Origin of the sequence: Lysinibacillus sp. NPDC056959 (genome assembly GCF_042674095.1) — a bacterium.
GTDB lineage: Bacteria > Bacillota > Bacilli > Bacillales_A > Planococcaceae > Lysinibacillus > Lysinibacillus zambalensis.
In genome coordinates this window covers 61,123-87,210 of the sequence record NZ_JBHURE010000008.1, presented here as the reverse complement: position 1 = coordinate 87,210, position 26,088 = coordinate 61,123, and the positions used below count along the sequence as shown (strand labels likewise).

At 38.1% G+C, this 26,088-nt stretch carries 26 protein-coding genes; 22 read left to right on the top strand and 4 right to left on the bottom strand.

Translation table 11 applies throughout. From position 1 onward, the window contains the following. The first annotated feature begins 27 nt into the window (after positions 1 to 27). The 11 genes from ACFTQ7_RS11925 to ACFTQ7_RS11875 all read left to right on the top strand — a co-directional run bounded on the left by ACFTQ7_RS11925 (position 28) and on the right by ACFTQ7_RS11875 (position 10,907). Positions 28 to 891 (top strand): peptidylprolyl isomerase, encoded by an 864-nt coding sequence (locus tag ACFTQ7_RS11925; RefSeq protein WP_386828903.1) that lies wholly within the window; start codon positions 28 to 30, stop codon positions 889 to 891. A 12-nt stretch (positions 892 to 903) separates the two neighbouring features. Further along, positions 904 to 1,605, top strand: a complete 702-nt coding sequence (locus ACFTQ7_RS11920) for a polyphosphate polymerase domain-containing protein (protein WP_386828901.1) — start codon at positions 904 to 906, stop codon at positions 1,603 to 1,605. A gap of 14 nt (positions 1,606 to 1,619) precedes the next feature. Beyond that, positions 1,620 to 2,303, top strand: coding sequence for a DUF4956 domain-containing protein (locus ACFTQ7_RS11915; RefSeq protein ID WP_386828899.1), 684 nt, complete (start codon positions 1,620 to 1,622; stop codon positions 2,301 to 2,303). A 42-nt stretch (positions 2,304 to 2,345) separates the two neighbouring features. Then, positions 2,346 to 4,145, top strand: a complete 1,800-nt coding sequence (locus tag ACFTQ7_RS11910) for a CotH kinase family protein (protein ID WP_386828897.1) — start codon at positions 2,346 to 2,348, stop codon at positions 4,143 to 4,145. 83 nt (positions 4,146 to 4,228) lie between these two features. Beyond that, positions 4,229 to 4,831, top strand: coding sequence for a class I SAM-dependent methyltransferase (locus ACFTQ7_RS11905; RefSeq protein ID WP_386828895.1), 603 nt, complete (start codon positions 4,229 to 4,231; stop codon positions 4,829 to 4,831). Positions 4,832 to 5,348: 517 nt separating this feature from the next. Beyond that, on the top strand, positions 5,349 to 6,569 hold the full coding sequence (locus tag ACFTQ7_RS11900) for an ABC transporter substrate-binding protein (protein WP_386828893.1): 1,221 nt from the start codon (positions 5,349 to 5,351) through the stop codon (positions 6,567 to 6,569). A 276-nt stretch (positions 6,570 to 6,845) separates the two neighbouring features. Beyond that, positions 6,846 to 7,721 carry a branched-chain amino acid ABC transporter permease gene (locus ACFTQ7_RS11895; protein WP_386828891.1) on the top strand — a complete coding sequence of 292 codons (876 nt, stop codon included), beginning with the start codon at positions 6,846 to 6,848 and terminating at the stop codon, positions 7,719 to 7,721. Positions 7,722 to 7,734: 13 nt separating this feature from the next. Next, the gene (locus tag ACFTQ7_RS11890) at positions 7,735 to 8,670 is read left to right on the top strand and encodes a branched-chain amino acid ABC transporter permease (RefSeq protein ID WP_079562454.1); all 936 of its coding nucleotides are present in this window, start codon (positions 7,735 to 7,737) and stop codon (positions 8,668 to 8,670) included. Beyond that, complete coding sequence (locus ACFTQ7_RS11885) at positions 8,670 to 9,449, top strand: ABC transporter ATP-binding protein (RefSeq protein WP_386828889.1); 780 nt, start codon at positions 8,670 to 8,672, stop codon at positions 9,447 to 9,449. The genes ACFTQ7_RS11890 and ACFTQ7_RS11885 overlap by 1 nt, the downstream gene beginning before the upstream one ends. Further along, on the top strand, positions 9,449 to 10,156 hold the full coding sequence (locus tag ACFTQ7_RS11880) for an ABC transporter ATP-binding protein (RefSeq protein WP_349660235.1): 708 nt from the start codon (positions 9,449 to 9,451) through the stop codon (positions 10,154 to 10,156). Before ACFTQ7_RS11885 ends, ACFTQ7_RS11880 begins: the two co-directional genes overlap by 1 nt. A 250-nt stretch (positions 10,157 to 10,406) precedes the next feature. Further along, positions 10,407 to 10,907: a cupin domain-containing protein gene (locus tag ACFTQ7_RS11875; protein WP_386828887.1), complete on the top strand. Its 501-nt coding sequence runs from the start codon at positions 10,407 to 10,409 to the stop codon at positions 10,905 to 10,907. 144 nt (positions 10,908 to 11,051) lie between these two features. Here the strand turns inward: ACFTQ7_RS11875 and rluF are convergent, their stop codons facing one another. Then, a complete protein-coding gene (rluF, locus tag ACFTQ7_RS11870) occupies positions 11,052 to 11,753 on the bottom strand; it encodes a 23S rRNA pseudouridine(2604) synthase RluF (RefSeq protein ID WP_386828885.1) in 702 nt (233 codons plus the stop codon). 323 nt (positions 11,754 to 12,076) lie between these two features. Here rluF and adh point away from each other — a divergent pair, with 323 nt between their 5' ends. The 5 genes from adh (at position 12,077) to ACFTQ7_RS11845 (ending at position 17,144) form a co-directional block, all read left to right on the top strand. Beyond that, complete coding sequence (gene adh / locus ACFTQ7_RS11865) at positions 12,077 to 13,597, top strand: aldehyde dehydrogenase (protein WP_197142579.1); 1,521 nt, start codon at positions 12,077 to 12,079, stop codon at positions 13,595 to 13,597. Between the two features lie 21 nt (positions 13,598 to 13,618). Then, positions 13,619 to 13,978 (top strand): DUF779 domain-containing protein, encoded by a 360-nt coding sequence (locus ACFTQ7_RS11860; RefSeq protein WP_386828883.1) that lies wholly within the window; start codon positions 13,619 to 13,621, stop codon positions 13,976 to 13,978. A 187-nt stretch (positions 13,979 to 14,165) separates the two neighbouring features. Next, complete coding sequence (locus tag ACFTQ7_RS11855; protein WP_386828881.1) at positions 14,166 to 15,128, top strand: DUF4003 family protein; 963 nt, start codon at positions 14,166 to 14,168, stop codon at positions 15,126 to 15,128. Between the two features lie 41 nt (positions 15,129 to 15,169). Beyond that, on the top strand, positions 15,170 to 16,597 hold the full coding sequence (locus ACFTQ7_RS11850) for an aldehyde dehydrogenase family protein (RefSeq protein WP_386828880.1): 1,428 nt from the start codon (positions 15,170 to 15,172) through the stop codon (positions 16,595 to 16,597). A gap of 67 nt (positions 16,598 to 16,664) precedes the next feature. Continuing rightward, a complete protein-coding gene (locus tag ACFTQ7_RS11845) occupies positions 16,665 to 17,144 on the top strand; it encodes an acyl-CoA thioesterase (protein WP_079562402.1) in 480 nt (159 codons plus the stop codon). A gap of 47 nt (positions 17,145 to 17,191) precedes the next feature. On the opposite strand, the gene ACFTQ7_RS11840 is transcribed toward ACFTQ7_RS11845, so the two are convergent. Then, positions 17,192 to 18,502, bottom strand: a complete 1,311-nt coding sequence (locus ACFTQ7_RS11840; protein ID WP_386828878.1) for a protoglobin domain-containing protein — start codon at positions 18,500 to 18,502, stop codon at positions 17,192 to 17,194. 306 nt (positions 18,503 to 18,808) lie between these two features. Between ACFTQ7_RS11840 and ACFTQ7_RS11835 the strand changes: the two genes are divergently transcribed. Beyond that, positions 18,809 to 19,018: a hypothetical protein gene (locus ACFTQ7_RS11835; protein WP_079562400.1), complete on the top strand. Its 210-nt coding sequence runs from the start codon at positions 18,809 to 18,811 to the stop codon at positions 19,016 to 19,018. A 70-nt stretch (positions 19,019 to 19,088) separates the two neighbouring features. Here ACFTQ7_RS11835 and corA read toward each other — a convergent pair whose 3' ends face one another. Both corA and ACFTQ7_RS11825 read right to left on the bottom strand, forming a co-directional pair. Further along, positions 19,089 to 20,048: a magnesium/cobalt transporter CorA gene (gene corA, locus ACFTQ7_RS11830; RefSeq protein ID WP_349660243.1), complete on the bottom strand. Its 960-nt coding sequence runs from the start codon at positions 20,046 to 20,048 to the stop codon at positions 19,089 to 19,091. A gap of 64 nt (positions 20,049 to 20,112) precedes the next feature. Next, complete coding sequence (locus ACFTQ7_RS11825; protein WP_386828877.1) at positions 20,113 to 20,796, bottom strand: class I SAM-dependent methyltransferase; 684 nt, start codon at positions 20,794 to 20,796, stop codon at positions 20,113 to 20,115. A gap of 122 nt (positions 20,797 to 20,918) precedes the next feature. On the opposite strand from ACFTQ7_RS11825, the gene ACFTQ7_RS11820 reads away from it, so the two are divergent. The 5 genes from ACFTQ7_RS11820 to ACFTQ7_RS11800 all read left to right on the top strand — a co-directional run bounded on the left by ACFTQ7_RS11820 (position 20,919) and on the right by ACFTQ7_RS11800 (position 26,001). Next, positions 20,919 to 21,224: a magnetosome magnetite crystal formation protein family gene (locus ACFTQ7_RS11820; protein ID WP_386828875.1), complete on the top strand. Its 306-nt coding sequence runs from the start codon at positions 20,919 to 20,921 to the stop codon at positions 21,222 to 21,224. A 203-nt stretch (positions 21,225 to 21,427) separates the two neighbouring features. Beyond that, positions 21,428 to 21,898, top strand: coding sequence for a CtsR family transcriptional regulator (locus ACFTQ7_RS11815; protein WP_349660245.1), 471 nt, complete (start codon positions 21,428 to 21,430; stop codon positions 21,896 to 21,898). A 14-nt stretch (positions 21,899 to 21,912) separates the two neighbouring features. After that, positions 21,913 to 22,461, top strand: coding sequence for a UvrB/UvrC motif-containing protein (locus ACFTQ7_RS11810; RefSeq protein WP_386828873.1), 549 nt, complete (start codon positions 21,913 to 21,915; stop codon positions 22,459 to 22,461). Next, a complete protein-coding gene (gene mcsB, locus ACFTQ7_RS11805; protein ID WP_386828871.1) occupies positions 22,458 to 23,567 on the top strand; it encodes a protein-arginine kinase McsB in 1,110 nt (369 codons plus the stop codon). The genes ACFTQ7_RS11810 and mcsB overlap by 4 nt, the downstream gene beginning before the upstream one ends. Next, a complete protein-coding gene (locus ACFTQ7_RS11800) occupies positions 23,557 to 26,001 on the top strand; it encodes an ATP-dependent Clp protease ATP-binding subunit (RefSeq protein ID WP_349660248.1) in 2,445 nt (814 codons plus the stop codon). Before mcsB ends, ACFTQ7_RS11800 begins: the two co-directional genes overlap by 11 nt. Positions 26,002 to 26,088 lie beyond the last annotated feature (87 nt).

Sequence of the window (26,088 nt, the reverse complement as noted above, 5' to 3'; positions counted from 1 at the left end):
AAACCAAAAGAAAGGACGGGATCAAGGATGGCCGCAAACAAAAGGTTTTTCCGAATGATTGCCTTACCTGCTTCATTATTAATGCTACTAGCTGGATGTGGTGAGAGTAACGATTATGTGGCGAAGGTTGATGGTGAAAAGATATTACAAACAGAATTAGATGACGCATTGCGTGAACAATACGGTACAGAGGTACTAGAAACAATAATTACCAATAAAATAGTTGAGCTAGAGGCGAAAAAAGAGGGTGTTTCTGTATCTGAGGACAGTATTCAAGAAGAGTATGAAGAGTTAGCGGAGTCGTATGGCGGAGAGGAATCCTTACAAGCGGCACTAGAGGAAAATGGACTGACAGAGCAAAGTGTGAAGGATAATATTCGCATGTATCAACTTACAAAAAATGTTATTGCTACAAGCATTGACATATCAGATGAGGAAGTAGCTCAATATTTTGAAGACAATAAGGAAAGCTATGGACAAAAGGAAGAGGTCGTAGCCAGTCATATTTTATTGGAGGATGAAGCAACAGCAAAAGACGTGCTAGCAAAAATAAAAGCCGGTGAGGATTTTGCAGATTTAGCAAAAACTTATTCAATTGATACAACAACGAATGAGGCTGGCGGGGAAATAGGCTATATTAGCCGAGGACAAATGGAGGAGCAGTTTGAGGAAGTAGCGTTTGGCCTTGAAAAGGGTAGCATCAGCGACATCGTACAAACATCAGAAGGCTATCACATTATTAAAGTAACCGATAAAGTACCGACAGAAGAGGCAGTATTCGAGGATCTAAAAGATGAAGTTTATGCAACGGTGCTTGAGGAGCGCATAAATGAAGAGTATGCGTCTTGGTTAGCTGAAAAGCAAGAGCAATACAAAATTGAAAAAATGTAAGGAGTGAACTATATGCCAACTCTTACTTCGTTTAACCCTAACGGTCGAAAGGAGATTAAACAAGCCATCTCCTATCCGGACTATGCATTATTAAAAACTAAACTTCGGCATGTGATGCAGTTAGACAAGCATGCTGGGATGAATGGTAAGTATTTAATTCGCAGCACATACTTCGATAATTTTGCAAACAAGGTCCTAAATGAGAAAAAAGAGGGCTTTATCAATCGAGATAAATATCGAGTACGAATTTATGGTAAGTCCACAGAGATTATAAATTTGGAGCGGAAAAGTAAACGTAATAATTTAACGTTTAAAACGAAGTGTGCCATATCTCAAAAGGAATTTGAACAAATGCGCGTTGGGGATATCGCTTGGATGGAGAAAGACAAACGAGCGTTAATACAAGATTTATATCAGGAAATGAAGTATTACCAATTGAAACCGATGACAGTTGTTGATTACGAGCGAGAGGCTTACATCTATCCCTTTGGAAATGTGCGTGTCACATTTGATAGTAAAGTACAATCGAGCTTACGTAATACAGATATGTTTCATCCGAAACTGCCGATGGTTGATGTACTTGAGCCAAACTTAGTTATTTTAGAAGTGAAATATGATGAGTACTTGCCAGATATTATTAAGTACTTATTACAATCAGTAGATACACGTGCTGAAGCATATTCGAAATATCAGCTTAGTCGTATGTACGTATAAAGGAGAATTAAACAATGGATACTATAAAATTTAACGATATTTTTAAATCCAGCTTTTTAGAGAAAACAGCATCATTTTCATTAATAGATTCAATTTTAGGGTTAGTTGTAGCGTTCTTTGTGGGGCTGTTTATTTACGCCGTTTACAAGAAAACCTTTAACGGAGTGATTTACTCACATTCCTTCAATATTTCGCTGCTCATTATGACAATGGCAACAGCACTAGTGATTATGGGAATAAGTTCAAATGTGCTGTTATCGCTAGGTATGGTTGGTGCGCTATCAATCGTGCGTTTCCGTACACCTATTAAAGATCCTATGGATTTAGTCTATATTTTCTGGGCAATAGTTTCGGGGATTCTTTGTGGTGCAGGATTTATTCCACTTGTTATTATTGGCGCAGTTTTAATTGGTCTTGTATTACTAGTGTTTGTAAACAAAATTACTGTGGAAAATCCATATCTATTAATTGTGAAATTTGAAGAAGATTATGCTTGTGAGGAAGTAGAGCGTATTATTGCGGCACAGTCTAAAAAATTCGCTTTAAAATCAAAATCCATTATGTCGGATGTTGAAATTGAAACAACCTATGAAGTTCGTGTTAAACAAAATAATACAAAATTGATGGACAATCTTACAAAAGTACCTGGAGTAAAATCAGCAGTAATGCTTAGTTATGATGGTAATTTCACTGCTTAGTAACCACTCTGGAGGAGTTTTCTACTATGAAGAGAGGTGCAGATGATGATTAAAACACGGGTTGTCTATATTTGTATGGCAATTCTGCTACTCCTCTTTGTTGTTGTATTTGCTGTGCTTCCAAACGCGGGCATTGAAACGAAAAATACCGAGTTTTCCTATGAGACTATTGTGTTTAATAAAAATAAAGTAACAACATTAGATATTGAAATAGCCGAGGAAGATTGGACAGACATGCTAGAAAGTGCAGCAGATAAGGAGTTGAAGCAAGCTAATATCACGGTAAATGGCAAGAGAATAGAGAATGTAGCTATTCGTACAAAAGGAAGTTCATCACTGAACTCGATTGTAAATAGCGACTCGGATCGATATAGCTTAAAAATAGATTTCGATTATTACGATGATACACAAAGTTTATATGGCTTGAAAAAATTAAATTTAAACAATAATTTCAGTGATACAACATTAATGCGAGAATATGTTTCTTATGAGCTCATGGAACAAATGGGATTACCTACACCCGCTCATTCATATATGTATGTCACAGTGAATGGTAAGGATCGAGGTTTATTTTTAGGGGTAGAAGCGGTGGATGAAACATTCCTGGCAAATAACTACGGCTCTAATGATGGATTTTTGTTTAAGCCAGATGGGACAGGCAGTGATTTAAAATATATTAGTGATGATATTGCTGATTATACGGGAATTGGCTTAAAAACGAACGAAGGCAATGTCGATGAATCAAAATTCATTGAAATGATTGAAGCCATTAATAATGGCGGTAATATCGAAAAATATATTGATGTCGATGAGATGCTGCGTTACTTTGCTATGAACACAGCACTCGTAAATCTTGATAGTTATCAGGGAACTATGAAACACAATTACTATTTGTATGAGGAAAATGGTATGTTTTCGATTATACCATGGGATTTTAATATGTCGTTTGGCGGCTTTGGTGTTGGTGGTAGAATGGGTGGCAACAATAAAATCCAAGACAATGCCGATATAAAAGCACCTAATGATGCACAGATAAATGATAAATCCGAAATGAAGCCTCCGAATAATGGTCAACAGCAACAGCCAAATGCTGACCGGAATCAGGGTGGACTCAATATGGGATTTGGATTGTCTGGGGATTTGATGGAAGATAGCGCTATTAACTTTAGTGTGACTACACCTGTATCTGGCACAACTTTAGAGGAGCGGCCGCTATTGAACGCCTTACTTTCCAATGAAGAGTATCGTGCTAAATATGAAGACTATTTAGAAGAGATAGTGACTAATTACTTAACAGAAGATAACGTACACAACATTACCAAAAAATTAGCATTGCTTTTAACAACGTATGTGGAAGCAGACCCTACGAAATTCTCTACAACAGAACAATTTATAGAAGCGATAGAAGGGGAAAAGAGTCTCCCTGAATTTGCAAAGCAGCGCTCCGAATCTATTTTAAAGCAGCTGTCAGGGGAACTTGTTGTGGAAGCAACAACACAAGGGAATATGGCAATGCCTAATCCAGGCGAAATGGGTGACATGAACATTCCGATGCAAAGACCAGATGACTTTGATCCGAATCAAATGCCAGAGGATTTTGATCCTTCACAAGCTCCTCCGTTTAATCAAAATGGCGATAATAAGGGAGAAAGACCAAATGGTGGTGGCCCAATGCAACGACCTGACCAAAATGGAGGACCTATGTGGCCGAACCAAGGCGATGAGCAACTAAAGCAAGGAACCGTTATCGATAAAAATACAGTTCTTACAGCGATTGTTTGTTTTGCGTTGTTAATAGTTGCACTGCTCTTTGTTTTAAAATTTAACCGAAGAGGTCGTTAAAAAAAACCATATCCAAAACTTTTGGGTATGGTTTTTCCTTTTTATCGTGGTAAAATTAATCATTCTTTTTTAGGAGTAATAGTATGAATGAACATCAATTTGATAAATATTTACATATTAACACGGTGGGCGAACAATACGGCTTCCCTAAACTAGCTCATTACCATCGCTATGAACCAACACCGTATGTTGGCTTAGAACAATTATTTTCGGAGTATGAAATGCCTGATCATCCAGTGTTTATCGATATGGGATGTGGAAAAGGGAGAGTCCCTATTTATGTACATGATAAATTTCATATTCCTACAATTGGGGTAGAAATGGATGCAGGTTTTTATGCAGAAGCTGAGAATAATAAAAAGAGCTATCTTCAAAAGAAGAGTGCTCAAGCTCCGATTTCCTTTATTCATTCAATAGCGGAAGACTATGCTATACAACCATGCGGCACGGTTTTCTTTTTCTTTAATCCGTTTTCAATCAATATTTTCCGTACAGTTATTCATAATATTTGGAAGTCTTATGAACTGCATATGCGCGAAATTCATATTATTTTATACTACCCACCATATGATTATTTGCAGTTTTTACATCATGGGACACCTTTTGAATTAATCCATGAGGTCCATCTTGAAAATGAAACAAATATTAACGAACGCCTCTGTGTGTTTGCACTAAAAAAAGCTTAGAGCTGAGCAATAATCCAGCTTTAAGTTTTTTTACTTCTTTCCGATTCCGGGCACAATTATGCCAAGGCATAATTGATGAAGGTTTAGCGACTAAAAGCAAACGACCGATGATTACTCCCTCTACTTCTCTTTATTTCCTAGGTAATAAATAGTTATTAGTGATTTCATTTACATACAACCATTTTAATGCCTGATACTCTAGATCATGCAATTTATGACTTCTTTTTACGAGACTTTATCGAAAAAAATAATCAGAAATGATAGGTTTGTATGAATATTCATAATAAATTAATAGATAATTCGAAAATTACTAATTATACAGAAAAATCACTCTAGACTAAATATAAGGAATGTTTTACAATGTAAAAGTCCTAAATGAATAATATTTTGATTCACTTAAAGATAGATAGTTATAAATTATAATTTTGGCTATTTTTGTTATTGAGCAAATGCTATTAATTGTTTATAATTATCTGAAATATCTAATATTTGAGAAAATTCTAGGGGGAATAAAATTATGAGAGAGAACAAAAAGCTTAAAAAGTTTGGCTCACTTCTAGTTGCATCTTCACTACTTGCAGGAGTTCTTGCTGGATGTGGTGGCGGAGATAGTTCAAGTTCGGGAGGAGGGTCATCATCAGGTGGTGGTTCTTCTGACGGTGATACTATTAAAATCGGTGCAAACTTAGAGCTTTCAGGGAACGTAGCTTCTTATGGTTCTTCGATTGGTGTAGGTGCAGACCTAGCAGTTAAAGAAATTAATGATAAGGGCGGAATCGACGGTAAAAAAATTGAGCTTATTAAAGTAGATAACAAATCTGAAAACTCAGAGGCTACTGCAGCAGCTCTTAAACTAGCAACACAAGATAAAGTAGTAGCAATGCTAGCTCCAGCAACTTCTGGTAATACAGTTGCTACTGTTCAAATCGCAAACAGCAATAAAATCCCGATCGTTACAGGTTCAGGTACTGCTCCTAACATTACAGTTAATGATGATGATAGCGTTAACGAGTATGCATTCCGTACTTGTTTCATTGACCCATTCCAAGGGATTGTAGCAGCGAACTTCGCTTCGGGTGAATTGAAAGCTAAAAATGTAGCTATTTTCGCGGATAACGCGTCTGACTATGCAAAAGGTTTAGCAAAATCATTTAAAGATACAATCACTAAAAATGGTGGGAAAGTTGTAGAAGAAGAAGCGTATGTCGCTAAGGATGCTGACTTCCGTACACAATTAACAAATATTAAAGCAGCTAAACCAGACTTTATTTTTATCCCAGGATACTATGAAGAGGTTGGTTTAATTGTTAAACAAGCGCGTGAAATGGGTATCGATGTTCCACTGATGGGGGCTGATGGTTGGGATTCACCTACTTTAGTAGAACTAGCTGGTGGGAAAGCACTGAATAACACGTACATCACAAACCACTATTCTGCAGAAGATCCAGATCAAAAGATCCAAGATTTCGTAAAGGCATTTAAAGCAGCGAACAGTGACAAAGCACCAGATGCATTCAATGCACTTGGCTATGACACAATTTACTACATTGCGGATGCTATTAAACGAGCAGGCTCTACGGATGGGGAAGCTATTAAAAATGCTTTAGCTGATACAAAAGATCTTTCTTTAGTAACAGGTACTTTCTCAGTTGACGAAAACCATAACCCAATTAAAACAGCAACAGTTCTTGAATTTAAAGACGGTAAACAAGTGTTCAACTCTAAAGTTAATCCTTAATGTTTTCTTGGCAAGGGGAGGCGGGTAAACACGCCTTCCTTTTTATGTTTTATCTTCATTTAATGAAGGCTCTCGCTATTAAAGGTAGTGAGATGAATGAGGATATAGTTCCTTTACAGTGTTCAAAATCCGGACGCAATTTCTCTAAAGCGAGATTGCTAGATAGACCATGAAAAAAATTTTTTAAAGACGACACAATTTACTCTATTTTCAATAATAACATGTAGTATAAATTCTATTTTTGCATTTTTCAAAAAATAAAAGGGGTGAACGCTCATGGAATGGATACAGCAGCTTGTGAATGGTATTTCACTAGGTAGTATTTACGCATTAATAGCGCTAGGGTATACGATGGTATACGGGATTATTAAGCTGATCAACTTTGCCCACGGCGATGTTTTCATGATTGGGTCATTTATTGGCTTTTACGCAATTGCTAAATGGGAGCTTGGCTTCTTCCCAGCACTATTATTGGCGATGGTGGTCTGTGCAATCTTTGGTGTTTTAATTGAACGTATTGCTTATAAGCGTTTACGAAATGCCACACGTATTGCAGCTTTAATTACGGCAATAGGTGTATCGCTACTAATTGAATATACAACGATCTACTTCAGAGGGGCGCAACCGGCGGCATACCCAGAAGTTATTACAAATAAATCATTTGATGTTTTCGGGGTTCAAATCGGTAGTACATCAATATTAATTTTATCTGTAGCAATTGTACTGATGATTCTTTTACAATTCATCGTACATAAAACTAAAATCGGGAAAGCGATGCGTGCAGTTTCTCATGATGCAGATGCAGCACGTTTAATGGGTATTAACGTAGATAATACAATTTCAGCAACATTCGCGATTGGTTCTGCTCTAGCTGGTGCAGCAGGTGTTATCTTTGGTGTTTACTATACGAAAATAGATCCATTAATGGGTGTTATTCCAGGGGTTAAAGCGTTTATCGCCGCGGTACTTGGTGGTATTGGGATTATTCCAGGTGCTATGGTTGGCGGTATGTTGTTAGGTGTAGTGGAATCATTAGTAAGTGCACTTGGTTTCTCTTTATGGCGCGATGCAGCGGCATTCGTTATTTTAATTTTAATTTTAATCTTCAGACCATCGGGTATCTTTGGTAAAAATGCCCGTGAGAAAGTGTAGGTGAGCGGTAATGATGAAAAAGTCTAAAGTATTCTGGGGCTATGCCGTATTAGCGCTAGTCATCTATGCAGTTGTTCAAATCCTTATTTCAACAAACATTCTCGATATTTACTATCAAAATATGCTGATCACAATGTGTATTAACATCATGCTTGCGGTCAGTTTGCATATTGTCATTGGGATTACTGGTCAATTCTCGATTGGGCATGCCGGCTTCTTAGCAGTTGGAGCATATGTTTCTGCAATTATTACAACTAAGCTATTGCTTCCGTTCCCATTAGCTATTTTCTTAGGGGCATTAGCAGCAGCGGTAGCAGGTTTAATCGTAGGTATTCCGACATTACGTTTAAAGGGTGACTATTTAGCAATTGCCACGCTTGGTTTTGCGGAAATTATACGTATTATCTTTTTAAATACGGACTATGTTGGTGGCGCGGCAGGGATGCAGGTTCTATATTTATCAAACTGGTCTTATGCGTTCATAGGTGTTGTTCTAACAATTTTAGTTATCTCAAACTTTACGAATTCACGTCATGGACGCGCATGTATATCGATTCGTGAGGACGAAATTGCGGCAGATGCAATGGGTATTAATACAACCTATTATAAAGTTGTAGCTTTTGCGATAGGTTCCTTCTTCGCCGGCCTTGCAGGGGCCATTTTTGCACATAACTTTTACATTATCCAACCGACAACTTTCGGGTTCTTAAAATCATTTGATATTTTAATCTTTGTAGTCCTTGGTGGCTTAGGAAGTCTTTCTGGATCTGTCATCGCAGCTATTTTCTTAACAGTAGTCTCAGCATATCTAGCAAACTTCCCGGAAACACGGATGATTATTTACAGTTTAGTATTAATCGTAGTAATGCTGTACCGTCCAACAGGATTGATGGGAACAAAGGAAGTTACGGATTTATTTAAGTTTGGTAAAAAAGGAGGTACAAAATAATGACTGGAAACCTTCTTATCAATGTTGAAAACATGGGCATTCAATTCGGTGGTTTAAAGGCGGTACAGGGCGTTAATATGTACCTAGATCAAGGAGAACTAGTAGGTCTTATAGGACCTAATGGTGCTGGTAAAACAACAAGTTTTAACATGCTTACCGGAGTGTATAAGCCAACTGAAGGCACGATTACATTTGGTGGTTTAAAGTTGAACGGGCTTGCACCATATCAAGTAACACAAAAAGGTATTAGCCGTACGTTCCAAAATATTCGTTTATTTAAGGAGCTATCTGTTTTAGATAATGTTAAGGTAGCGAACCATTCGCTTGCAAAGCATTCTATGTGGTCTTCCATTTTCCGCTTGCCGAATCATTTTAAAGGTGAGGCAGAAATGGAGCATCAATCTATTGAGTTTCTAAAAATCTTTGGTCTAGATGTTTATAAGGATGAGCTTGCGAAAAATTTACCTTATGGGATGCAGCGCCGATTAGAAATTGCTCGTGCCTTAGCTGCAAACCCTAAGCTACTTTTATTGGATGAGCCAGCAGCAGGGATGAACCCGCAGGAAACGCAAGATTTAATGGAATTAATAGCGTTTATTCGTAAAGAGTTTGGCTTAACCATTCTTCTAATTGAGCATGATATGAGCTTAGTTATGGGGATATGTGAACGTATATATGTACTCGATCACGGTCAACTAATCGCAGATGGGACACCAGAAGAAATTCGCAACAATTCAAAGGTAATTGAAGCGTACCTTGGTGAGGAGGTTATCAGCTAATGCTAAAAGTACAAAATATAGATGTATTTTATGGTAATATTCAAGCATTAAAGGGCCTCTCTTTAGAAGTAAATGAGGGTGAAATCGTAACGTTAATCGGTGCAAATGGTGCTGGTAAAAGCACATTATTAAAAACATTGTCGGGCCTATTAAAACCAAAGGGTGGCATCATTGAATATGAAGGCTTCTCTATCGCAGGGAAGGCTGCACAGACAATAGTAAAATCAGGTATTTCACATGTTCCAGAGGGGCGTCGCGTTTTTGCCAATATGTCCGTTGAGGAAAACTTAGAGCTAGGCGCATATCTTCGCAACGATAAGGCTGGCATCAAAAAAGATATGGATCATGTGTTTGAACTATTCCCACGTCTTTTCGAACGTCGGAAACAGCAATCAGGTACATTATCCGGCGGTGAGCAGCAGATGTTAGCGATGGGGCGAGCATTAATGGCAAAACCGAAATTGTTATTAATGGATGAACCTTCAATGGGACTTGCGCCACTCATGGTAAAAAATATTTTCAATATTATTGAGCAAGTCAACAAAGAGGGCACAACTGTATTGCTTGTTGAGCAAAATGCGAATATGGCATTATCAGTAGCGCATCGTGCGTACGTACTTGAAACGGGACGTATTGTATTATCAGGTACTGCAAAAGAGCTTCAAGAGAGTGACCAAGTAAAGGCCGCTTATTTAGGTGGTTTATAGAGGGAGAAGGCGTCTCAATTTCTGAGACGCCTTTTTTCGTATAAACGGAGGAGTGAGGCGACGGAAAGCGGTGCCAAAGCGACGGATAGAACAATCGAAATGACGGAAAGCGGGTCCAGAGCGACGGATAGAACAATCAAAGCGACGGAAAAAAAGGTCTAAACGACGGATACCACTTATCAAAGTGACAAAATAGGAGTAGCTTTCATCTTTTATTATTTGGTAATGTGGAAGAAAGGAGTGATGTTTTATGAAGTATTCAGCACAATATTTTATTGAAAATTTAAATTTAGCAGAGCATCCTGAAGGCGGGTACTATATATCCTCGTTTCGGGCATCGGATGATATGACTGTAAGAGATATACAGAGACCAATTTATACGAGTATTTATTTCTTACTACGTTCACAGGATATATCGCATTTGCATCGTTTGAAATCGGACGAGCTTTGGTATTATCATGCTGGCAGCCCACTAACTGTCCATATGATTTTCCCAGATGGTACATATGAGGCGAAGAAGCTTGGCTTAAATGTAGAGGCAGGAGAAGTACCACAAATTGCAGTACCGAAAAATACTATATTTGGCTCATCCGTAGAGGATGCAAATACATTTAGTTTAGTAGGCTGTATGGTTGCACCTGGCTTTGACTTTGAAGATTTCGAATTATTTACACAAGATGAGTTATTAGCTGACTATCCACAGCACGAGGAAGTTATTCGAAAAATGGCTTACACGACAATTCAAGAATAGAAGAAAAGTAGCCGTCTCAAAATCATTTGAGACGGCTTATGCTATTGAAAAATGATTATATTAATGAAATTAAGGTGTCAAATTAATAAGGTATGACTCTTCGGCAAAACGAGGGGTTGATTTCCCACATCCCCTTAAATGGCTTTATTTTGGTGTGTATTTAAGTAGTTTGAATAGTTCTGTTCGTTCTTTGTCTGTTAAATCGCGCCACTGTCCAACTTTTAAATTGCCAAGCTTTATATTCATAATACGAATGCGTTGTAGACGTTTAACGGAGTAGCCAAGCGCTGAACACATACGACGTATTTGACGGTTTAAGCCTTGCTCTAAAATGATTTTAAAGACTTTATCAGATATTTTTTCAACATGACAAGGCAGGGTTGTAGTATCTAAAATATCTACACCAGCGCCCATTTTCTTTATAAATTGCTCTGTAATAGGTTTATCGACTTGCACGATATATTCTTTTTCGTGATGGTTTTCTGCACGTAAAATCTTATTGACGATGTCCCCATCGTTAGTCAATAATAATAGCCCTTCTGACTCTTTATCTAGTCGTCCGATATGGAAAATACGAAGAGGATGATTGACAAATTCAACGACATTTCCTTTTATATGACGTTCAGTTGTGCTTGTAATTCCTACTGGTTTGTTTAAGGCAATATAAACGAGCTGTTCTTCTTTTTTCACCTCTTTTCCATCAACGCAAACCATATCACCAGCCTCAACCTGACTGCCGACTGTAGCAAGCTCACCATTAATCGTAACTTTACCTTCTGCTATCCATTTATCTGCGCCTCGACGAGATACAATGCCTGTTTCACTTAAATATTTATTAATTCGCATACTGTTCTCCTATACATTTATATTATTTTTAAGTATACATTATAGTTGGTCGAACCGTGAATCCTAGAAGCTTTTCTAGCAAATATAAGCTACTTTGCAAGCCTAATCACAAAGCCGATTCCAGAGGCTATTATGCCGAGGAATAATCGGTTCAAGAATAGATTTCAGTATTAATTCAATAAAATTTTAAAAAGTTGAAATTATTCTTCGTTTCTGACAATATATTGAGTAAGAGGGTATCTATGAAAATATCGTTTTTTCGATGAAAATGATGATTTTTGTAGATTATTTTCTCATTATTTTGTGTAAAGGGGAGAAGTAAAATGGTTTATGCATTTCCAAACACTGAAGGATCGGTAGTTCAATTCAAAGAGAAATATGAAAATTACATTGGTGGGGAATGGACACCTCCAGTGAAAGGACAATACTTTGATAATGTTACACCTGTTACTGGACAAGTTTTTACACAATTAGCTCGTTCTACTGCTGAGGATATTGAACTTGCAGTTGATGCAGCACATGCCGCAAAAGAAGAATGGGGCAAAACATCTCCAACAGAGCGTGCAAACATTTTACTTAAAATTGCGGACCGCATAGAGCAAAACTTAGAAAAGCTAGCCGTTGCCGAAACATGGGATAACGGAAAAGCGGTACGTGAGACATTAAATGCAGATATCCCTCTTGCGATTGATCATTTCCGTTATTTTGCGGGGGCTTTACGTGCACAAGAAGGCGCGGTAAGCCAAATCGATAATGATACAGTCGCTTATCATTTCCATGAGCCAATTGGGGTAGTAGGTCAAATTATCCCTTGGAATTTCCCGTTATTAATGGCCGTTTGGAAGCTAGCACCTGCACTTGCAGCTGGAAACTGTGTAGTGTTGAAACCTGCAGAGCAAACGCCAGCTTCGATAATGGTGTTCGTTGAATTAATAGAAGATTTATTACCATCGGGCGTACTTAATGTTGTGAATGGCTTTGGTTTAGAAGCAGGAAAACCATTAGCATCGAACCCACGGATTGGCAAAATTGCCTTTACTGGTGAAACTACGACAGGTCGCTTAATTATGCAATATGCTTCACAAAATCTTATTCCAGTTACATTAGAATTGGGCGGCAAGTCACCAAATATATTCTTTGAAGATATTATGGATGAAGACGATGCCTTTTTAGATAAAGCAGTTGAAGGCTTTGTATTATTCGCCCTAAATCAAGGTGAAGTATGTACATGTCCTTCTCGTGCAATAATTCAAGAGTCTATTTATGATAAATTTATGGAACGCGTCCTACAACGTGTTGAAGCGATTAAAGTTGGGAATCCACTTGATCCGAATACGATGATGGGAGCGCAGGCTTCGAGTGAGCAAATGGAAAAAATCCTTTCTTATTTAGATATTGGTAAGCAAGAAGGTGCAGAATGTCTAATTGGAGGAGAGAAAAATAATGTAGGAGCAGGTTTTGAAAATGGTTACTACATTAAGCCAACTGTCTTCAAAGGACATAATAAAATGCGTATTTTCCAAGAAGAAATCTTCGGGCCAGTTGTTGCCGTAACAACATTTAAAACAAAAGAGGAAGCATTAGAAATCGCAAATGACACACTATACGGTTTAGGTGCAGGTGTATGGACGCGTGATATGAATACGGCTTATCGCTTCGGTCGTGGTATTCAAGCTGGGCGTGTTTGGACAAACTGCTACCATGCTTATCCTGCACATGCAGCGTTCGGTGGCTATAAAATGTCGGGTGTTGGTCGTGAAAACCATAAGATGATGTTAGCGCATTATCAGCAAACGAAAAACTTATTAGTTAGCTACAGCGAAAACAAACTTGGCTTCTTCTAATTAGTAGGGAGGTGCATGAGCGTGGTCATGCGTGTTTTAGCAACTGAAGAAGCGCTAGCACTAATCGAATTATTGAAAGAAAAGCATGGGCCCATTATGTTTCATCAATCAGGTGGATGCTGTGATGGCTCCTCGCCAATGTGTTATCCAGAGGGAGACTTACTATTAGGTGACCAGGATGTTTGTCTTGGAGAGATTGGTGGTGCTTCCTTCTACATGCATAAAAATCAATATGATTATTGGAAGCATACACAAATAATCTTGGACGTTGTCGACGGTAGAGGTGGTATGTTTTCACTGGAAGGTGTTGAAGGTAAGAGGTTTTTAACAAGGTCAAGAGCCTTTTCCGCAGAGGAATTAAAAGAATTAGGATTATTTTAAGTGCACCGAACAAGCAATTAAGCAAATTTACTTTTAAGGACAGCGGCAAGAATATTGCCGCTTTTTTTTATGTTCATTCTTCTGGAAAAAGCGTATGGAAGGTTTTAAGTATGTGCTGATTTTTAAAAAACATCTGAATCTTTTCGATAATATATTACGTAAATATGGAAAAAGGAGCGTGTTAAACATGGACTTTGTTATGATAGAAAATCAGTTTACAAGTACGGTGGAGGATGTCTCAAAGGCTGTCGGTCGGACGGTTGATCGTAAAATTGTGTTGGCAATCGCTAGCAAATATGTGGCATCTGGAAAACCCTTTGATTCCGTTAAATATAAAAAAGTATTACAAGAAATGAAAAAGCAAACGTCATGGTCATCTCCGTTAAGAACGACGGTAGGTTATAGTATTGCTGCAAATTTGATGGATCAAGAGGATACAGAACGGGCGGTGAAAAATTTACTGACGAACGTTAGCATAATGAAAGAGGTAAAATTCAGAAGCGGGAATTTTAGTTTTATAGGTGCACAGTTTTTAACGGAAGAGGAAAGTGAGAAACGCGCACATGCACAGGTAGCACGCGCATTATTTGATGCAATCCGCAAGCACCACCGGTTTTTAACGTCGTACGATGATATTCCCTATGCAGTATTGTTAAGTAGCCAATCTGATGATGTTGAGCTACGTGCAGAAACAATGAATCGTTATTATAAAGAATTGCGTACGTATAATTTTAATGCAGGTAATGAGCTTCAATGGCTATCACAAGTACTGACTTTCTTATCACCTCAATATGAAAATAAGTTAGTGCCTAATGTTGTTACGATCCGTGACACACTAAAAAATCAAGATGTAAAGGTCAAGGCGATGCATTATCCATTACTGGGCTTTTTAGCAATCCTTGAAGTGAATCAAGCACAGCTTCAACAGATTGTTGATTTATATCATGAGTTAAAGGGTATGAAACTTTTAAAATGGCATCGTGAATTTGTGTTATTTATGGCCACGCAAATTGCTATTTATGATATGGCGAATGTACAACAATCCTTATCAATGTCAATCATGTCATCCATTGAATTGCTAATTCAAGCACAGCAGGCAGCGATGTTCGCAGCAGTAAGTGCAGCAGCTGTAGCAGCAAGTTCTTCGTGATAAAATAAAGAAGAATTTGATTTTGGAGGTGCATTTGAAGGATGAAGGAAACAAAACTTTGGATGAATGGCGAGTGGCAAAGCACAAAGGAAACATATGAATTGAAATCACCTTATAGTGGTGAGATTATCGCAAAGGTAGCTAAGGCGTCAATTTCTGACGTTGAAAGAGCAATCGAAGGTGCTCAGGAGGCATTCCAAACGTTTAAAAAGACAACAGCCTACGAACGTGCCGAAATATTGTATAAAGTGGTCGACATAATGCGCCAGCGTAAAGAGGAATTAGCTGAAATTTTAGCTTTAGAGGCAGGTAAACCAATATCAGCAGGTTTAACTGAAATAGAACGTACAATAGCAACATACCAATTTGCTGCAGAGGGAGCTAAGCAAGCAAAGGGTGAAACGGTACCAATGGATGCTGCACCTGGGGCAGGAGATCGTATTGGCTGGACAAAGCGAGAGCCTCTAGGTGTAATTTCAGCCATTACACCTTTTAATTTTCCCTTTAATTTAGTGGCACATAAATTAGGTCCTGCCTTTGCGGTTGGAAATACGGTTGTATTAAAGCCAGCGACGCAAACGCCATTAAGTTCTATCGTAGTGGCGGAAATTTTCCAACAAGCTGGTCTACCTAATGGTGCGCTTCAAATTATTACAGGTAGCGGTGGGGAGCTAAGTGATACACTTGTGACTCACCCGCTTGTTAAAAAGGTGACATTCACGGGAAGCGGTAAGGTTGGATTGGGCATTAAAGAAAAAGTAGGTTTGCGAAAAGTTACTTTAGAACTTGGTTCCAATGCGGCAGTAATTGTCGAGCCGTCGACACCAATTGATAAAATTATTTCGCGTTGTGTCGGTGGTGCCTTTAATTTTGCTGGACAAGTTTGTATCTCTTTACAACGTATTTATGTACACACATCTATTATGGATGAATTTACAAAGGCGTTTGTTGCTGAGACAGAGAAATTAGTGGTAGGTGACCCACTAGATACAAATACTGATGTTAGTGCAATGATTAACCCAAAAGAAGTTGAGCGTATTCGTCAATGGATTGAGGAAGCAAAGTCACAAGGGGCGGTAGTTGCTACAGGAGGAAAATTTACGGAACGTACTTTAACGCCTACTGTTATGACGAATGTGACGGCAAATATGAAAATTGTTTGTCAGGAAACATTCGCGCCAATCGTCTCAATTGTTTCATATGAAACATTAGACGACGCTATTCGACTAGTGAATGAGTCGGACCTTGGCTTAAATGCTGGAATTTATACGAATGTTTTACAAGATGCATTATATGCAGCGGATGAATTACAGGCAGGTGCTGTTATGATTAATGATATTCCGACTTTCAGGGTTGATAATATGCCATATGGTGGCGTAAAAATGAGTGGTTACGGTCGTGAAGGCATTAAGTGGGCAATCGAAGAAATGACAGATATGAAATTAATTACGATGAAAAAATCGTTCTAGTTTGCATCGACTCTTGTTCTGCGATACGATGACGAAAGAACATTCATGAAGGGAAGTCGCAAGAATTATGTCAAACAACGCAATACCGATGAGCCAGTCACGTACTGTTCAGACTCGTCTCGTATTACCGCCAGATACAAATAATCACAACTCCATTTTTGGTGGAAGAGTGTTAGCGTATATTGATGAAATTGCTGCTATTACAGCAATGAAGCATGCAAAAGGTCATGTAGTCACAGCTTCTATCGATTCGGTTGACTTTTTATCGCCAGCACATGTAGGGGCTATTTTAGAAATTGAAAGCATTGTTTCGTCAACTGGACGGTCTTCAATGGAAGTTTATGTTCGAGTTATTTCACGAAACATTGAAACTGGTGAGGAGAAATTAACGACGGAATCCTTTGTAACGATGGTTGCAGTTGATGATGAAGGTAAACCTAAGCCAGTTCCGGCAATTTATCCTGAAACAGATGCGGAAAAACGTCTGTTTGAAACGGGACCAGCAAGACGCGAACATCGTAAACAAAAACGCGAGTTACCGCATTAAAAATAAAAGGGAAATTGACGTATGCTGTCAGTTTCCCTTTTTCGTGCTTACATTTGTAATTCATTTACTACGTTAATAAGTGAATCGGAAGAAGAAGAAACAAGTGTAGCGCCTTGTGACAATTCAGTAATCAAATTAGAGATGGCTGAAATATCTCTGGATGTATTTACATACTGCTGCTGAATGCCAGAAACTGCATCTGCGATATCATTAAATGATTTAGATAAACTGTTTTGCGTATCTACACTATGTTGAATCTTTTGATCAACGTTAGTAACCGAAGTCGACATTGTTGTAATATTACTTTCAGTTTCTTTAATGAGATGAGAAACATTTTGTACCGCATTTTTTGTTTCTTCAGCAAGTTTACGAACTTCCTCTGCAACAACAGCGAAGCCTTTACCATGCTCACCTGCACGGGCTGCCTCGATAGAAGCATTCAGTGCTAATAAGTTCGTTTGATCGGCAATTCCTGTGACCAGTCCTACAATTTCCGATATTTTTTGAGAAGATGTGCGTAGCTGGTTCATCGTAACTTCGAGACTGTTTACACTTTGTAAAATTACTTGTATTAAATCATTTTGATCTTGCAGCTGCTGCTGTCCACGTCTGGATTTTTCCTGTGTATCAGCAACGAAGGTTAAACCTTGCTTCGTAGCTACTGCGATATCATCTGTTTGAGAGGAAATGACTAATAAAGAAGCTGCCGTTTCTTCACTAATCTCATTGAGTTCCTCTGCCGTTTTTTGAATGGTAGTAACAAGTGCATGCTTTGTTTCACCTTCTACTGTACGAATGCGTTCCTCTTCTTTTTCATAGGCTTCGATTACAAGCTGCTGCTCGAAGTTAATGATTTTGCAGAAGGCATTGATAGCACGAATTGCATCGTGTTTTGATACATCTAACTCATTTGTAAAGCGTATAAAGGTCGTTGTTAATGATTGGAATGAGGCGATATACCACTTCGATTGTAGACCAATTCGAACGTGAGTTTCGGCAATTGCCTTTCGTTCATTAATGTAAGAGTCATTAATACGACTTTCAAAAATATCACTCAAATGTTTATGTAAAGTAACTTTTAAACGCTCGATTTGTGATGTTCTGTTTATAATATTTAACAAATCTTGGCTCAAACTAATGGCTGCATAAAATTGATCCACCATTTCAGGAACTAAATCCTTAGCTAAAGGCTGTAGTTGTTTTATGATGGCTAAATCCTCAATAGTTAAATCTAAAAGTTGTAACTGTTTTTGAAGATTTGGATGTTTTGATACATCCAATTGTACATCGCTCTTATAATTTTCAGGCGCTAGTGTAATTGAGTAGCTAGAATCGTTCTTTTTTGTAAACCAACTCATCGTTGTTTGCTCCATTCCTTAGGTCCGTAGTATGTATAGAATAGTAAACTAAATACCTATTAAATTACTTGGGTTGTTAATTTGCTGAATATATAGTATTTAATATATTCTACTATTTTTTGTGCTATATTTGGTTGAAATTTTAGTTTATTTCTATATTTTTTTTATTAGTTACAGATGATTGTCGATTAAAAGTCATGAAATAGACTACTAAAAAGGTAATAGGTAAATTGAATTTGAAATAGGAAACCTGTAAAATACGAACTGTTTAGCTTGAACGTAACGATAGTGTTGAGGAGGTATTATATGGAGAAGAAACGTTTCAAATTTGTCATTCCAGTTATGGTAATTGTAGCAATTGGGTCGGTTTACATGTTAAGAAACTACTATGCTGAGGTACCAGACTTAGATCAACTATTAATTACTATCTGTGCAACATTAGTATCTGGTGTACTCGCATACTTTTTATTTCCACAGCAAGGTGAAGATAAAGTTGATGATCGTGGTCCTTACTAACAGTGAAAGGCACCTTAGAAAAAACCTAAGGTGCCTTTAGCTTGTCGATAAATGAATAAATGGCTTACTTTTATGTTTTAAATAAATTGAACCAGCCTTTAAGTTTAAAGATTGCCAGCATGAATAATGCGATAAAAATCATAATTCCGAGTACGATAAAGTAGCTATACTTCCCATGTAACTCGGGCATATGGTCAAAATTCATTCCATAAACACCTGCAATAAATGTTAGGGGAATAAAGATAGTTGAAACAATTGTTAAGGTCATCATAATGCCATTCATGCGAGTAGAGCTCATCGCCATATAACTATCACGCATATCAGCAGTGAGCTCGCGGTTAGATTCGATCATTTCGGTGAGTTTTAGCAGATGGTCGTAAATATCTCCGAAATAAGCTCGTTCTGATTTATTAAGTGAAAATCGGTATGAGTTAAGGATGCGATATAATAAATCACGCATTGGTAAGATGGTGCGTCTTAAATCGAGCAAATCACTACGGAATTCAAATACAATTTTCATGGCATTAGGGTTACTTTGATAGGTAAGCTCATCTTCAAGTGTATTTAAATGATCCTCAATTTTATAGACAAGTGGGAAATAGTTATCAACAATTTTATCGATTACCTGGTACGTTAAATATACTGTGCCACGTTCCCAATTCTTTGGCTGTTTTTCTAACATCATTTGTACTCGATCTATTTCCGGTGCTACATTTTTGTGGAACGTAACAATAAATTTATTAGAAACAAAAATATTTACTTCCTCAGCTGTTAATTCTTCGTTCATCCTTTGAATAACAAAGAAATGGAAATCATCATAAAAATCGAGCTTTGGCCGCTGTAAACGCATTAAACAATCTTCTATAGCGAGTGGATGGAAATGGAAAAACGAATCTAACAATAGTTCTTCCTCATCGGTCGGACAATTAAAATCGACCCAGTACCATTCAAATTCGTTTTTGTGTATATCTTCAAGCGGAAAGTCCTTTATAAGTTTTTGATCTTTTGTAATTCCAATAGTGCGTATCACAGCATTCACCTCAATTCTTTTAATTCTATCCTAACAGGTGTATTGATCTTCACAAGGAATAATTTTAGACGCTTTCTTTATAACATATCCAACCACCAAATAAAGTAGTGGCAAAGAATCTAGATGGTTTTGTAAAGCCTGCCTGCTGTAATAGTGCTAATATGTCCTCTTCACACATAAATGAAAGAGAACGGATGGATTTCTCCATTTCCGCTACGTCTGATGGTGATAGCTTTGTATGCTGTAGCCAATAAGCGCGCCATAAATCAAATTGTAGCTCGGTTTCTAAAGTACCCGGCTGCCCGTATTTTGAGACGAGCACAAATGGAGCACCAAGCTTTAAATTATTTGCTATTTTTTTTAATGTTGCAAGCTTCTCTTGATCATCTTGTATAAAGTGAAGCACTAGTACACAGCTTGCCGCATCAAATTTTACTGAAGGTAGCTTAGTATCCAGTATAGTTCCTTGATATAAAGAAATATTATTAGGTAGAGACTTTAAACGTTCGCCAGCAATTTGTAGCATCGCTTCTGATGGATCGATACCAACAAATGACCAATGGGGTCTTTTTTCGGCGAGCTGTAAAATTTCATTACCGCTTCCGGAGCCAACTACTAAAAATTCAGCGTTTTCAGGTAATGCAAATTGATAAAAGGTTTGTGTTAAACGTAGCATTGCATCGTAGCTAGGTAGCGTGCGACGAATACCTTTTTCATATTCATTTGCAAGTGTGTTATTAAATTCCATCGAGTATCACATGCCTTTCAAAAAAATTTTATAAATCCAATTTAAAATTGAAACTATTTAAGGTGTATTTCCGTAAAAAATAGTACATAAAATAAAAAAATTATATGGAAGGGTTGATATAAATGGAAACTAAATGGTCTAAGGTAATCATACACGCAAGTGCATTTTTTGCGCCATGGTTCGTACCTATTCTATTTTTCTTAATTAGTTCGGAGGAAGAGGTAAAGAGCATTTCTGTGCAAGCCTTGCTGTTCCAAGTAGTGATGATAGTTTTACTTACAATTTCGGGTATTTTTAGCTTCTTACTCATTGGTATACCGTTCTTAATTGTTTTTGGAATTATGTATTTTATCGCGCCAATTATCGGTATTGTGAAGGCTTTATCTGATGAGTCTTGGCGTTATCCAATTGTTGGTCGCTGGGTATAATTTTTATAGACGCAAGTATATGCTAGTTGCATATGCTTGCGTTTTTTCTTTTGCCAATAAGGGTATCTTATAGCTAAAGCATTCGGTGGATTTTTTTTCTGTGTGCGAAATAATTGCAATTATTTTCAAGCGTTTTGTATAATATACTCAAAGAAAGTCAAAGATAGTCAAAGTCAGTGTAGTAAGCGAGGTGTATTCCTAAAATGCGTAATATATCAGACATCATAGAAGGCTACTTAAAGCAAGTACTTGAATTAGGTGGAGAAGGGCATATTGAAATAAAACGTAGTGAAATTGCAGATAAATTTCAGTGTGTGCCCTCACAAATAAATTATGTAATTAATACAAGATTTACCGCCGAACGAGGTTACCTTGTTGAAAGCAAACGTGGTGGTGGTGGATACATTCGAATTTTACGTGTCCGCGCGAATTCACAAATTGATCTAATCGATGATGTCCTCAGGCAAATTGAAGGTGGGGCATCACAAATAATGGCAGAAGATTTAGTTTATCGACTAATTGATGAGCAGGTAATTTCAAGGCGAGAAGCGAACATAATATTAGCAGCAGTTGATCGCTCAACTATCGATTTGCAACTCCCGTTACGGGATCATATTCGAGCAAAAATTTTACGAGCGATGCTAACGACGATTAAATATGAACAGCAAAAATAAAAGAGGTGATGGAAATGATTTGCGAACATTGTAAGCAGCGTAATGCGACGGTTACTGTAACACAAGTTCAAAGTGGTCAAAAGGTGGAGCACCATTATTGTGACGTCTGCGCCTCGCAGTTCCATCCATTTCATGCTGAATTTAAGCAAGAGCCAGTATCTATTCAACAGCTATTATCCAATTGGTTTGGCTCACCTACATGGCAGCAACAAAAAGTGGGTGAAAAGCAGCAAGCACCACCGCAACCGCAAACATGTCCACAATGTGGATTTACGTATAAACAGTTTTTAAAAGAAGGTAAATTTGGATGCTCTAGCTGCTATGATACCTTTAGTGAGCACTTACCGAAGCTCTTTAATCGTATACAGGCTGGACCTCAACATACAGGGAAAATGCCCGGCGCTCGAAGCAATGTTTATGTCATCAAAAAGCAAATTGAGGATATTCGTAAACGTATGAAGATGGCTGTAGATAAAGAACATTTTGAAGAGGCAGCAAAGCTTCGTGATGAAGTGAAGGAACTTGAGAAACAGGTACAATTTGAAGGTGGTGATGTGTCGTGATGATTGAATCGTTTTTAGAGCGTGCTACACCAACATGGATGAGTGTGGAGGACGATTATTCAGATATTGTCATTAGTACACGCATCCGCCTTGCTCGAAATTTAGATGGATATCGTTTTCCGTTAGCCTTTACAGAGGATGAAGCATTACATGTAGAACAGGCAGTTACACATGCAATAAAGGACAGTACAGAACTTCAAGAAAATTTTTCATATTTTGCTATTAAGGATTTAACACTTTTACAACGGCAAATACTTGTAGAAAAACATTTAATTAGTCCTCAGCTTGCAAAAAAAGAGCAAGTTGGTTCCATGCTCTTATCGGATGACGAATCAATTAGCATTATGGTGAACGAAGAAGACCATTTACGCATTCAATGTATGACAGCGAGTTTTCAACTTCAAAAGGCATACGAGCAGGCCAATAAAATTGATCGTACCTTAGAGAAAGCTCTGCCTTATGCATTCCGAGATACATTTGGTTATTTAACAAGTTGCCCAACAAATATTGGTACTGGTTTACGAGCATCTGTCATGATGCACCTGCCAGCCCTTACACTTACGGGTCAGATGAATCAAATCATTAATGCAATGACACGATTAGGAATGACGGTAAGAGGAATTTATGGGGAAGGTAGCGAAAATATAGGTAATGTTTACCAAGTGTCAAATCAGATTACACTAGGAAAAACAGAGGATGACATTTTAGCGGACATCCAAAGTGTTGCTGAAAAAATAATTCAAAAAGAACGACATGCAAGAGGCAAGTTAATGGAAAAAGCAGAGCTTGCCCTAGAAGATCGTGTGTACCGTGCTTTAGGTACGTTAACATATGCTCGAGTTTTAACGAGTGAGGAAGCTGCTACCTGTCTATCCAATGTTCGTTTAGGAGTAGATTTACAGTTAATTGAAGGTATTAAAGCGACCAAATTAAACGAATGTGTAGTCAGTATGCAACCTGGTTTTTTACAGAATTATGCAGGCGACGTTTTGCCGCCTGCTGAGCGAGATCGCGTACGAGCTGAAATGCTTCGTGAGGCACTATCTCAAGAAAGTATGAGTAAGCCTATTATTCGGGGAAAAGGAGAGGATTCATTTGATGTTTAATCGTTTTACACAACGCGCGCAAAAAGTATTACAGCTTGCACAAGAAGAGGCGATTCGTTGGAAGCACGAATCAATTGGAACAGAGCATATTCTATTAGGGCTTATCCGCGAAGGTGGCGGTATTGCTGCAAAAGCATTAGAAGCCATTGATATTAGCCCTCAAATGATTGAAGCGGGTATTGAAGAGCTTGTAGGGAAGGGTAAAGAGGATGTTGGCCCAATTGTCCACTACACACCTCGAGCTAAAAAAGTAATAGAGCTATCAGTCGATGAATCACGTAAATTAGGCCATTCCTATATTGGAACAGAGCATTTACTATTGGCGCTTATTCGTGAAGGTGAAGGGATAGCGGCTCGTGTATTAAATAATGCTGGTGTCGGATTGAATAAGGCTCGTCAGCAAGTGCTATTGTTATTAGGCAATAATGACAATGCTCAATCTGGTCAACAAGCTGCACAGGCTGCCAATACACCTACATTAGATAGCCTTGCGCGTGATTTAACACAAATTGCTCGTGAAGGTACTCTAGATCCGGTTATTGGTCGAAGCAAGGAGATTACACGTGTTATCGAGGTACTCTCTCGCCGTACAAAAAATAACCCTGTATTGATTGGTGAGCCAGGTGTCGGTAAAACAGCTATCGCTGAAGGCTTAGCACAGCAAATTATTAATAATGAAGTGCCAGAAATTCTTCGTGATAAACGTGTCATGACACTTGATATGGGGACGGTTGTTGCTGGAACAAAATATCGCGGTGAATTTGAAGATCGCTTGAAAAAAGTAATGGATGAAATTCGCCAAGCTGGTAATGTCATTTTATTTATCGATGAATTGCACACATTAATCGGGGCTGGTGGTGCAGAAGGTGCCATCGATGCATCAAATATTTTAAAACCATCTTTAGCACGTGGTGAGCTTCAATGTATTGGTGCAACAACACTAGATGAATATCGCAAATATATTGAGAAAGATGCGGCATTAGAGCGCCGTTTCCAACCAATTCAAGTTGATGAGCCAACTGTAGAAGAGGCGATTCAAATTATTCAAGGCTTACGTGATCGTTATGAAGCACATCACCGTGTGAAAATTACAGATGAAGCTATTGAAGCGGCAGCAAAAATGAGTGACCGATATATTTCGGATCGTTTCTTACCAGATAAGGCGATTGATTTGATTGATGAAGCAGGCTCTAAAGTACGCTTACGTTCATTCGCGGTGCCACCAAACTTAAAAGCGCTTGAAGATAAGCTGGAAAATGTACGCTCTGAAAAGAATGCAGCTGTCTCAGGCCAAGAGTTTGAAAAGGCAGCATCATTAAGAGATACAGAGCAAAAGCTAAAAGATGAAATTGAAACTACGAGAAAAAATTGGAAGGAAGAGCAAGGTAAAGCCGAATCAAAAGTTACAGTGGATGATGTAGCAGCGGTAGTATCTATGTGGACTGGAATTCCAGTATCTAAAATTGCTTCCGAGGAATCTTCTAAGTTATTACAACTTGAAGAAGAGTTACACAAACGTGTTGTAGGTCAAGGAGAAGCGGTAGAGGCAATTTCTCGCGCAATTCGTCGTGCAAGAGCTGGCTTGAAAGATCCGAAACGACCAATTGGTTCATTTATTTTCTTAGGCCCTACAGGGGTTGGTAAAACAGAGCTGGCTAGAGCATTAGCTGAAGTTATGTTTGGTGATGAGGACGCAATGATTCGCGTTGATATGTCTGAGTACATGGAAAAACATTCGACTTCACGTTTAGTTGGTTCACCTCCAGGCTATGTAGGCTTTGATGATGGCGGTCAACTAACTGAAAAGGTTCGTCGTAAACCATATTCTGTAGTATTACTAGATGAAATTGAGAAGGCTCATCCAGATGTTTTCAATATTTTACTTCAAGTACTAGAAGATGGCCGTTTAACAGACTCTAAAGGTCGAGTGGTGGATTTCCGCAACACAGTTGTTATTATGACATCAAACGTTGGTGCGGATGCTTTAAAATATCAGAAAAACCTTGGCTTCAATGTCGGTGGTACGGATACGAAGTATAAAGATATGAAGGGTACAATGCTGGAGGAACTGAAAAAAGCATTCCGCCCAGAATTCTTAAACCGTATCGACGAAATGATCGTCTTCCACTCACTAGAAAAAGAACATTTAAAAGAAATCGTAGCGATGATGGCGAATTCTTTAACAAAACGTCTAAAAGAGCAAGACATTTCGTTAGAGTTAACGGATTCGGCTCTTGAAAAAATTGCAGAGGAAGGCTACGACCCTCAATATGGTGCTCGCCCGCTACGTCGTTCATTACAAAAACAAGTAGAAGACCGTTTATCGGAAGAACTGCTGAAAGGTAATGTAGAGAAGGGTGACCAAGTGATCATTGATTATGTGAATGATGAGTTTGTTGTGAAGAAAAAAGAGGAAGTTTCTACTTCTAAATAATTCATATCATACGAACGGATATTACTGCACACTCATGCGGGGTAAACATTTTATTTGAAGAGGACAGCGAGGCTATAGTGCCAAGCT

What these genes read in the sequence shown, in the direction of transcription:
- ACFTQ7_RS11810 (WP_386828873.1), top strand. Translation starts at nt 21,913, where the DNA reads ATGATTTGCGAACATTGTAAGCAGCGTAATGCGACGGTTACTGTAACA.
- ACFTQ7_RS11835 (WP_079562400.1), top strand. Translation starts at nt 18,809, where the DNA reads ATGGAGAAGAAACGTTTCAAATTTGTCATTCCAGTTATGGTAATTGTA.
- ACFTQ7_RS11840 (WP_386828878.1), bottom strand. Translation starts at nt 18,502, where the DNA reads ATGAGTTGGTTTACAAAAAAGAACGATTCTAGCTACTCAATTACACTA.
- ACFTQ7_RS11910 (WP_386828897.1), top strand. Translation starts at nt 2,346, where the DNA reads ATGATGATTAAAACACGGGTTGTCTATATTTGTATGGCAATTCTGCTA.
- ACFTQ7_RS11890 (WP_079562454.1), top strand. Translation starts at nt 7,735, where the DNA reads ATGAAAAAGTCTAAAGTATTCTGGGGCTATGCCGTATTAGCGCTAGTC.
- ACFTQ7_RS11895 (WP_386828891.1), top strand. Translation starts at nt 6,846, where the DNA reads ATGGAATGGATACAGCAGCTTGTGAATGGTATTTCACTAGGTAGTATT.
- ACFTQ7_RS11920 (WP_386828901.1), top strand. Translation starts at nt 904, where the DNA reads ATGCCAACTCTTACTTCGTTTAACCCTAACGGTCGAAAGGAGATTAAA.
- ACFTQ7_RS11850 (WP_386828880.1), top strand. Translation starts at nt 15,170, where the DNA reads ATGAAGGAAACAAAACTTTGGATGAATGGCGAGTGGCAAAGCACAAAG.
- rluF (WP_386828885.1), bottom strand. Translation starts at nt 11,753, where the DNA reads ATGCGAATTAATAAATATTTAAGTGAAACAGGCATTGTATCTCGTCGA.
- ACFTQ7_RS11875 (WP_386828887.1), top strand. Translation starts at nt 10,407, where the DNA reads ATGAAGTATTCAGCACAATATTTTATTGAAAATTTAAATTTAGCAGAG.
- ACFTQ7_RS11925 (WP_386828903.1), top strand. Translation starts at nt 28, where the DNA reads ATGGCCGCAAACAAAAGGTTTTTCCGAATGATTGCCTTACCTGCTTCA.
- ACFTQ7_RS11915 (WP_386828899.1), top strand. Translation starts at nt 1,620, where the DNA reads ATGGATACTATAAAATTTAACGATATTTTTAAATCCAGCTTTTTAGAG.
- ACFTQ7_RS11885 (WP_386828889.1), top strand. Translation starts at nt 8,670, where the DNA reads ATGACTGGAAACCTTCTTATCAATGTTGAAAACATGGGCATTCAATTC.
- ACFTQ7_RS11900 (WP_386828893.1), top strand. Translation starts at nt 5,349, where the DNA reads ATGAGAGAGAACAAAAAGCTTAAAAAGTTTGGCTCACTTCTAGTTGCA.
- ACFTQ7_RS11855 (WP_386828881.1), top strand. Translation starts at nt 14,166, where the DNA reads ATGGACTTTGTTATGATAGAAAATCAGTTTACAAGTACGGTGGAGGAT.
- ACFTQ7_RS11825 (WP_386828877.1), bottom strand. Translation starts at nt 20,796, where the DNA reads ATGGAATTTAATAACACACTTGCAAATGAATATGAAAAAGGTATTCGT.
- ACFTQ7_RS11845 (WP_079562402.1), top strand. Translation starts at nt 16,665, where the DNA reads ATGTCAAACAACGCAATACCGATGAGCCAGTCACGTACTGTTCAGACT.
- ACFTQ7_RS11880 (WP_349660235.1), top strand. Translation starts at nt 9,449, where the DNA reads ATGCTAAAAGTACAAAATATAGATGTATTTTATGGTAATATTCAAGCA.
- adh (WP_197142579.1), top strand. Translation starts at nt 12,077, where the DNA reads ATGGTTTATGCATTTCCAAACACTGAAGGATCGGTAGTTCAATTCAAA.
- ACFTQ7_RS11815 (WP_349660245.1), top strand. Translation starts at nt 21,428, where the DNA reads ATGCGTAATATATCAGACATCATAGAAGGCTACTTAAAGCAAGTACTT.
- ACFTQ7_RS11820 (WP_386828875.1), top strand. Translation starts at nt 20,919, where the DNA reads ATGGAAACTAAATGGTCTAAGGTAATCATACACGCAAGTGCATTTTTT.
- ACFTQ7_RS11905 (WP_386828895.1), top strand. Translation starts at nt 4,229, where the DNA reads ATGAATGAACATCAATTTGATAAATATTTACATATTAACACGGTGGGC.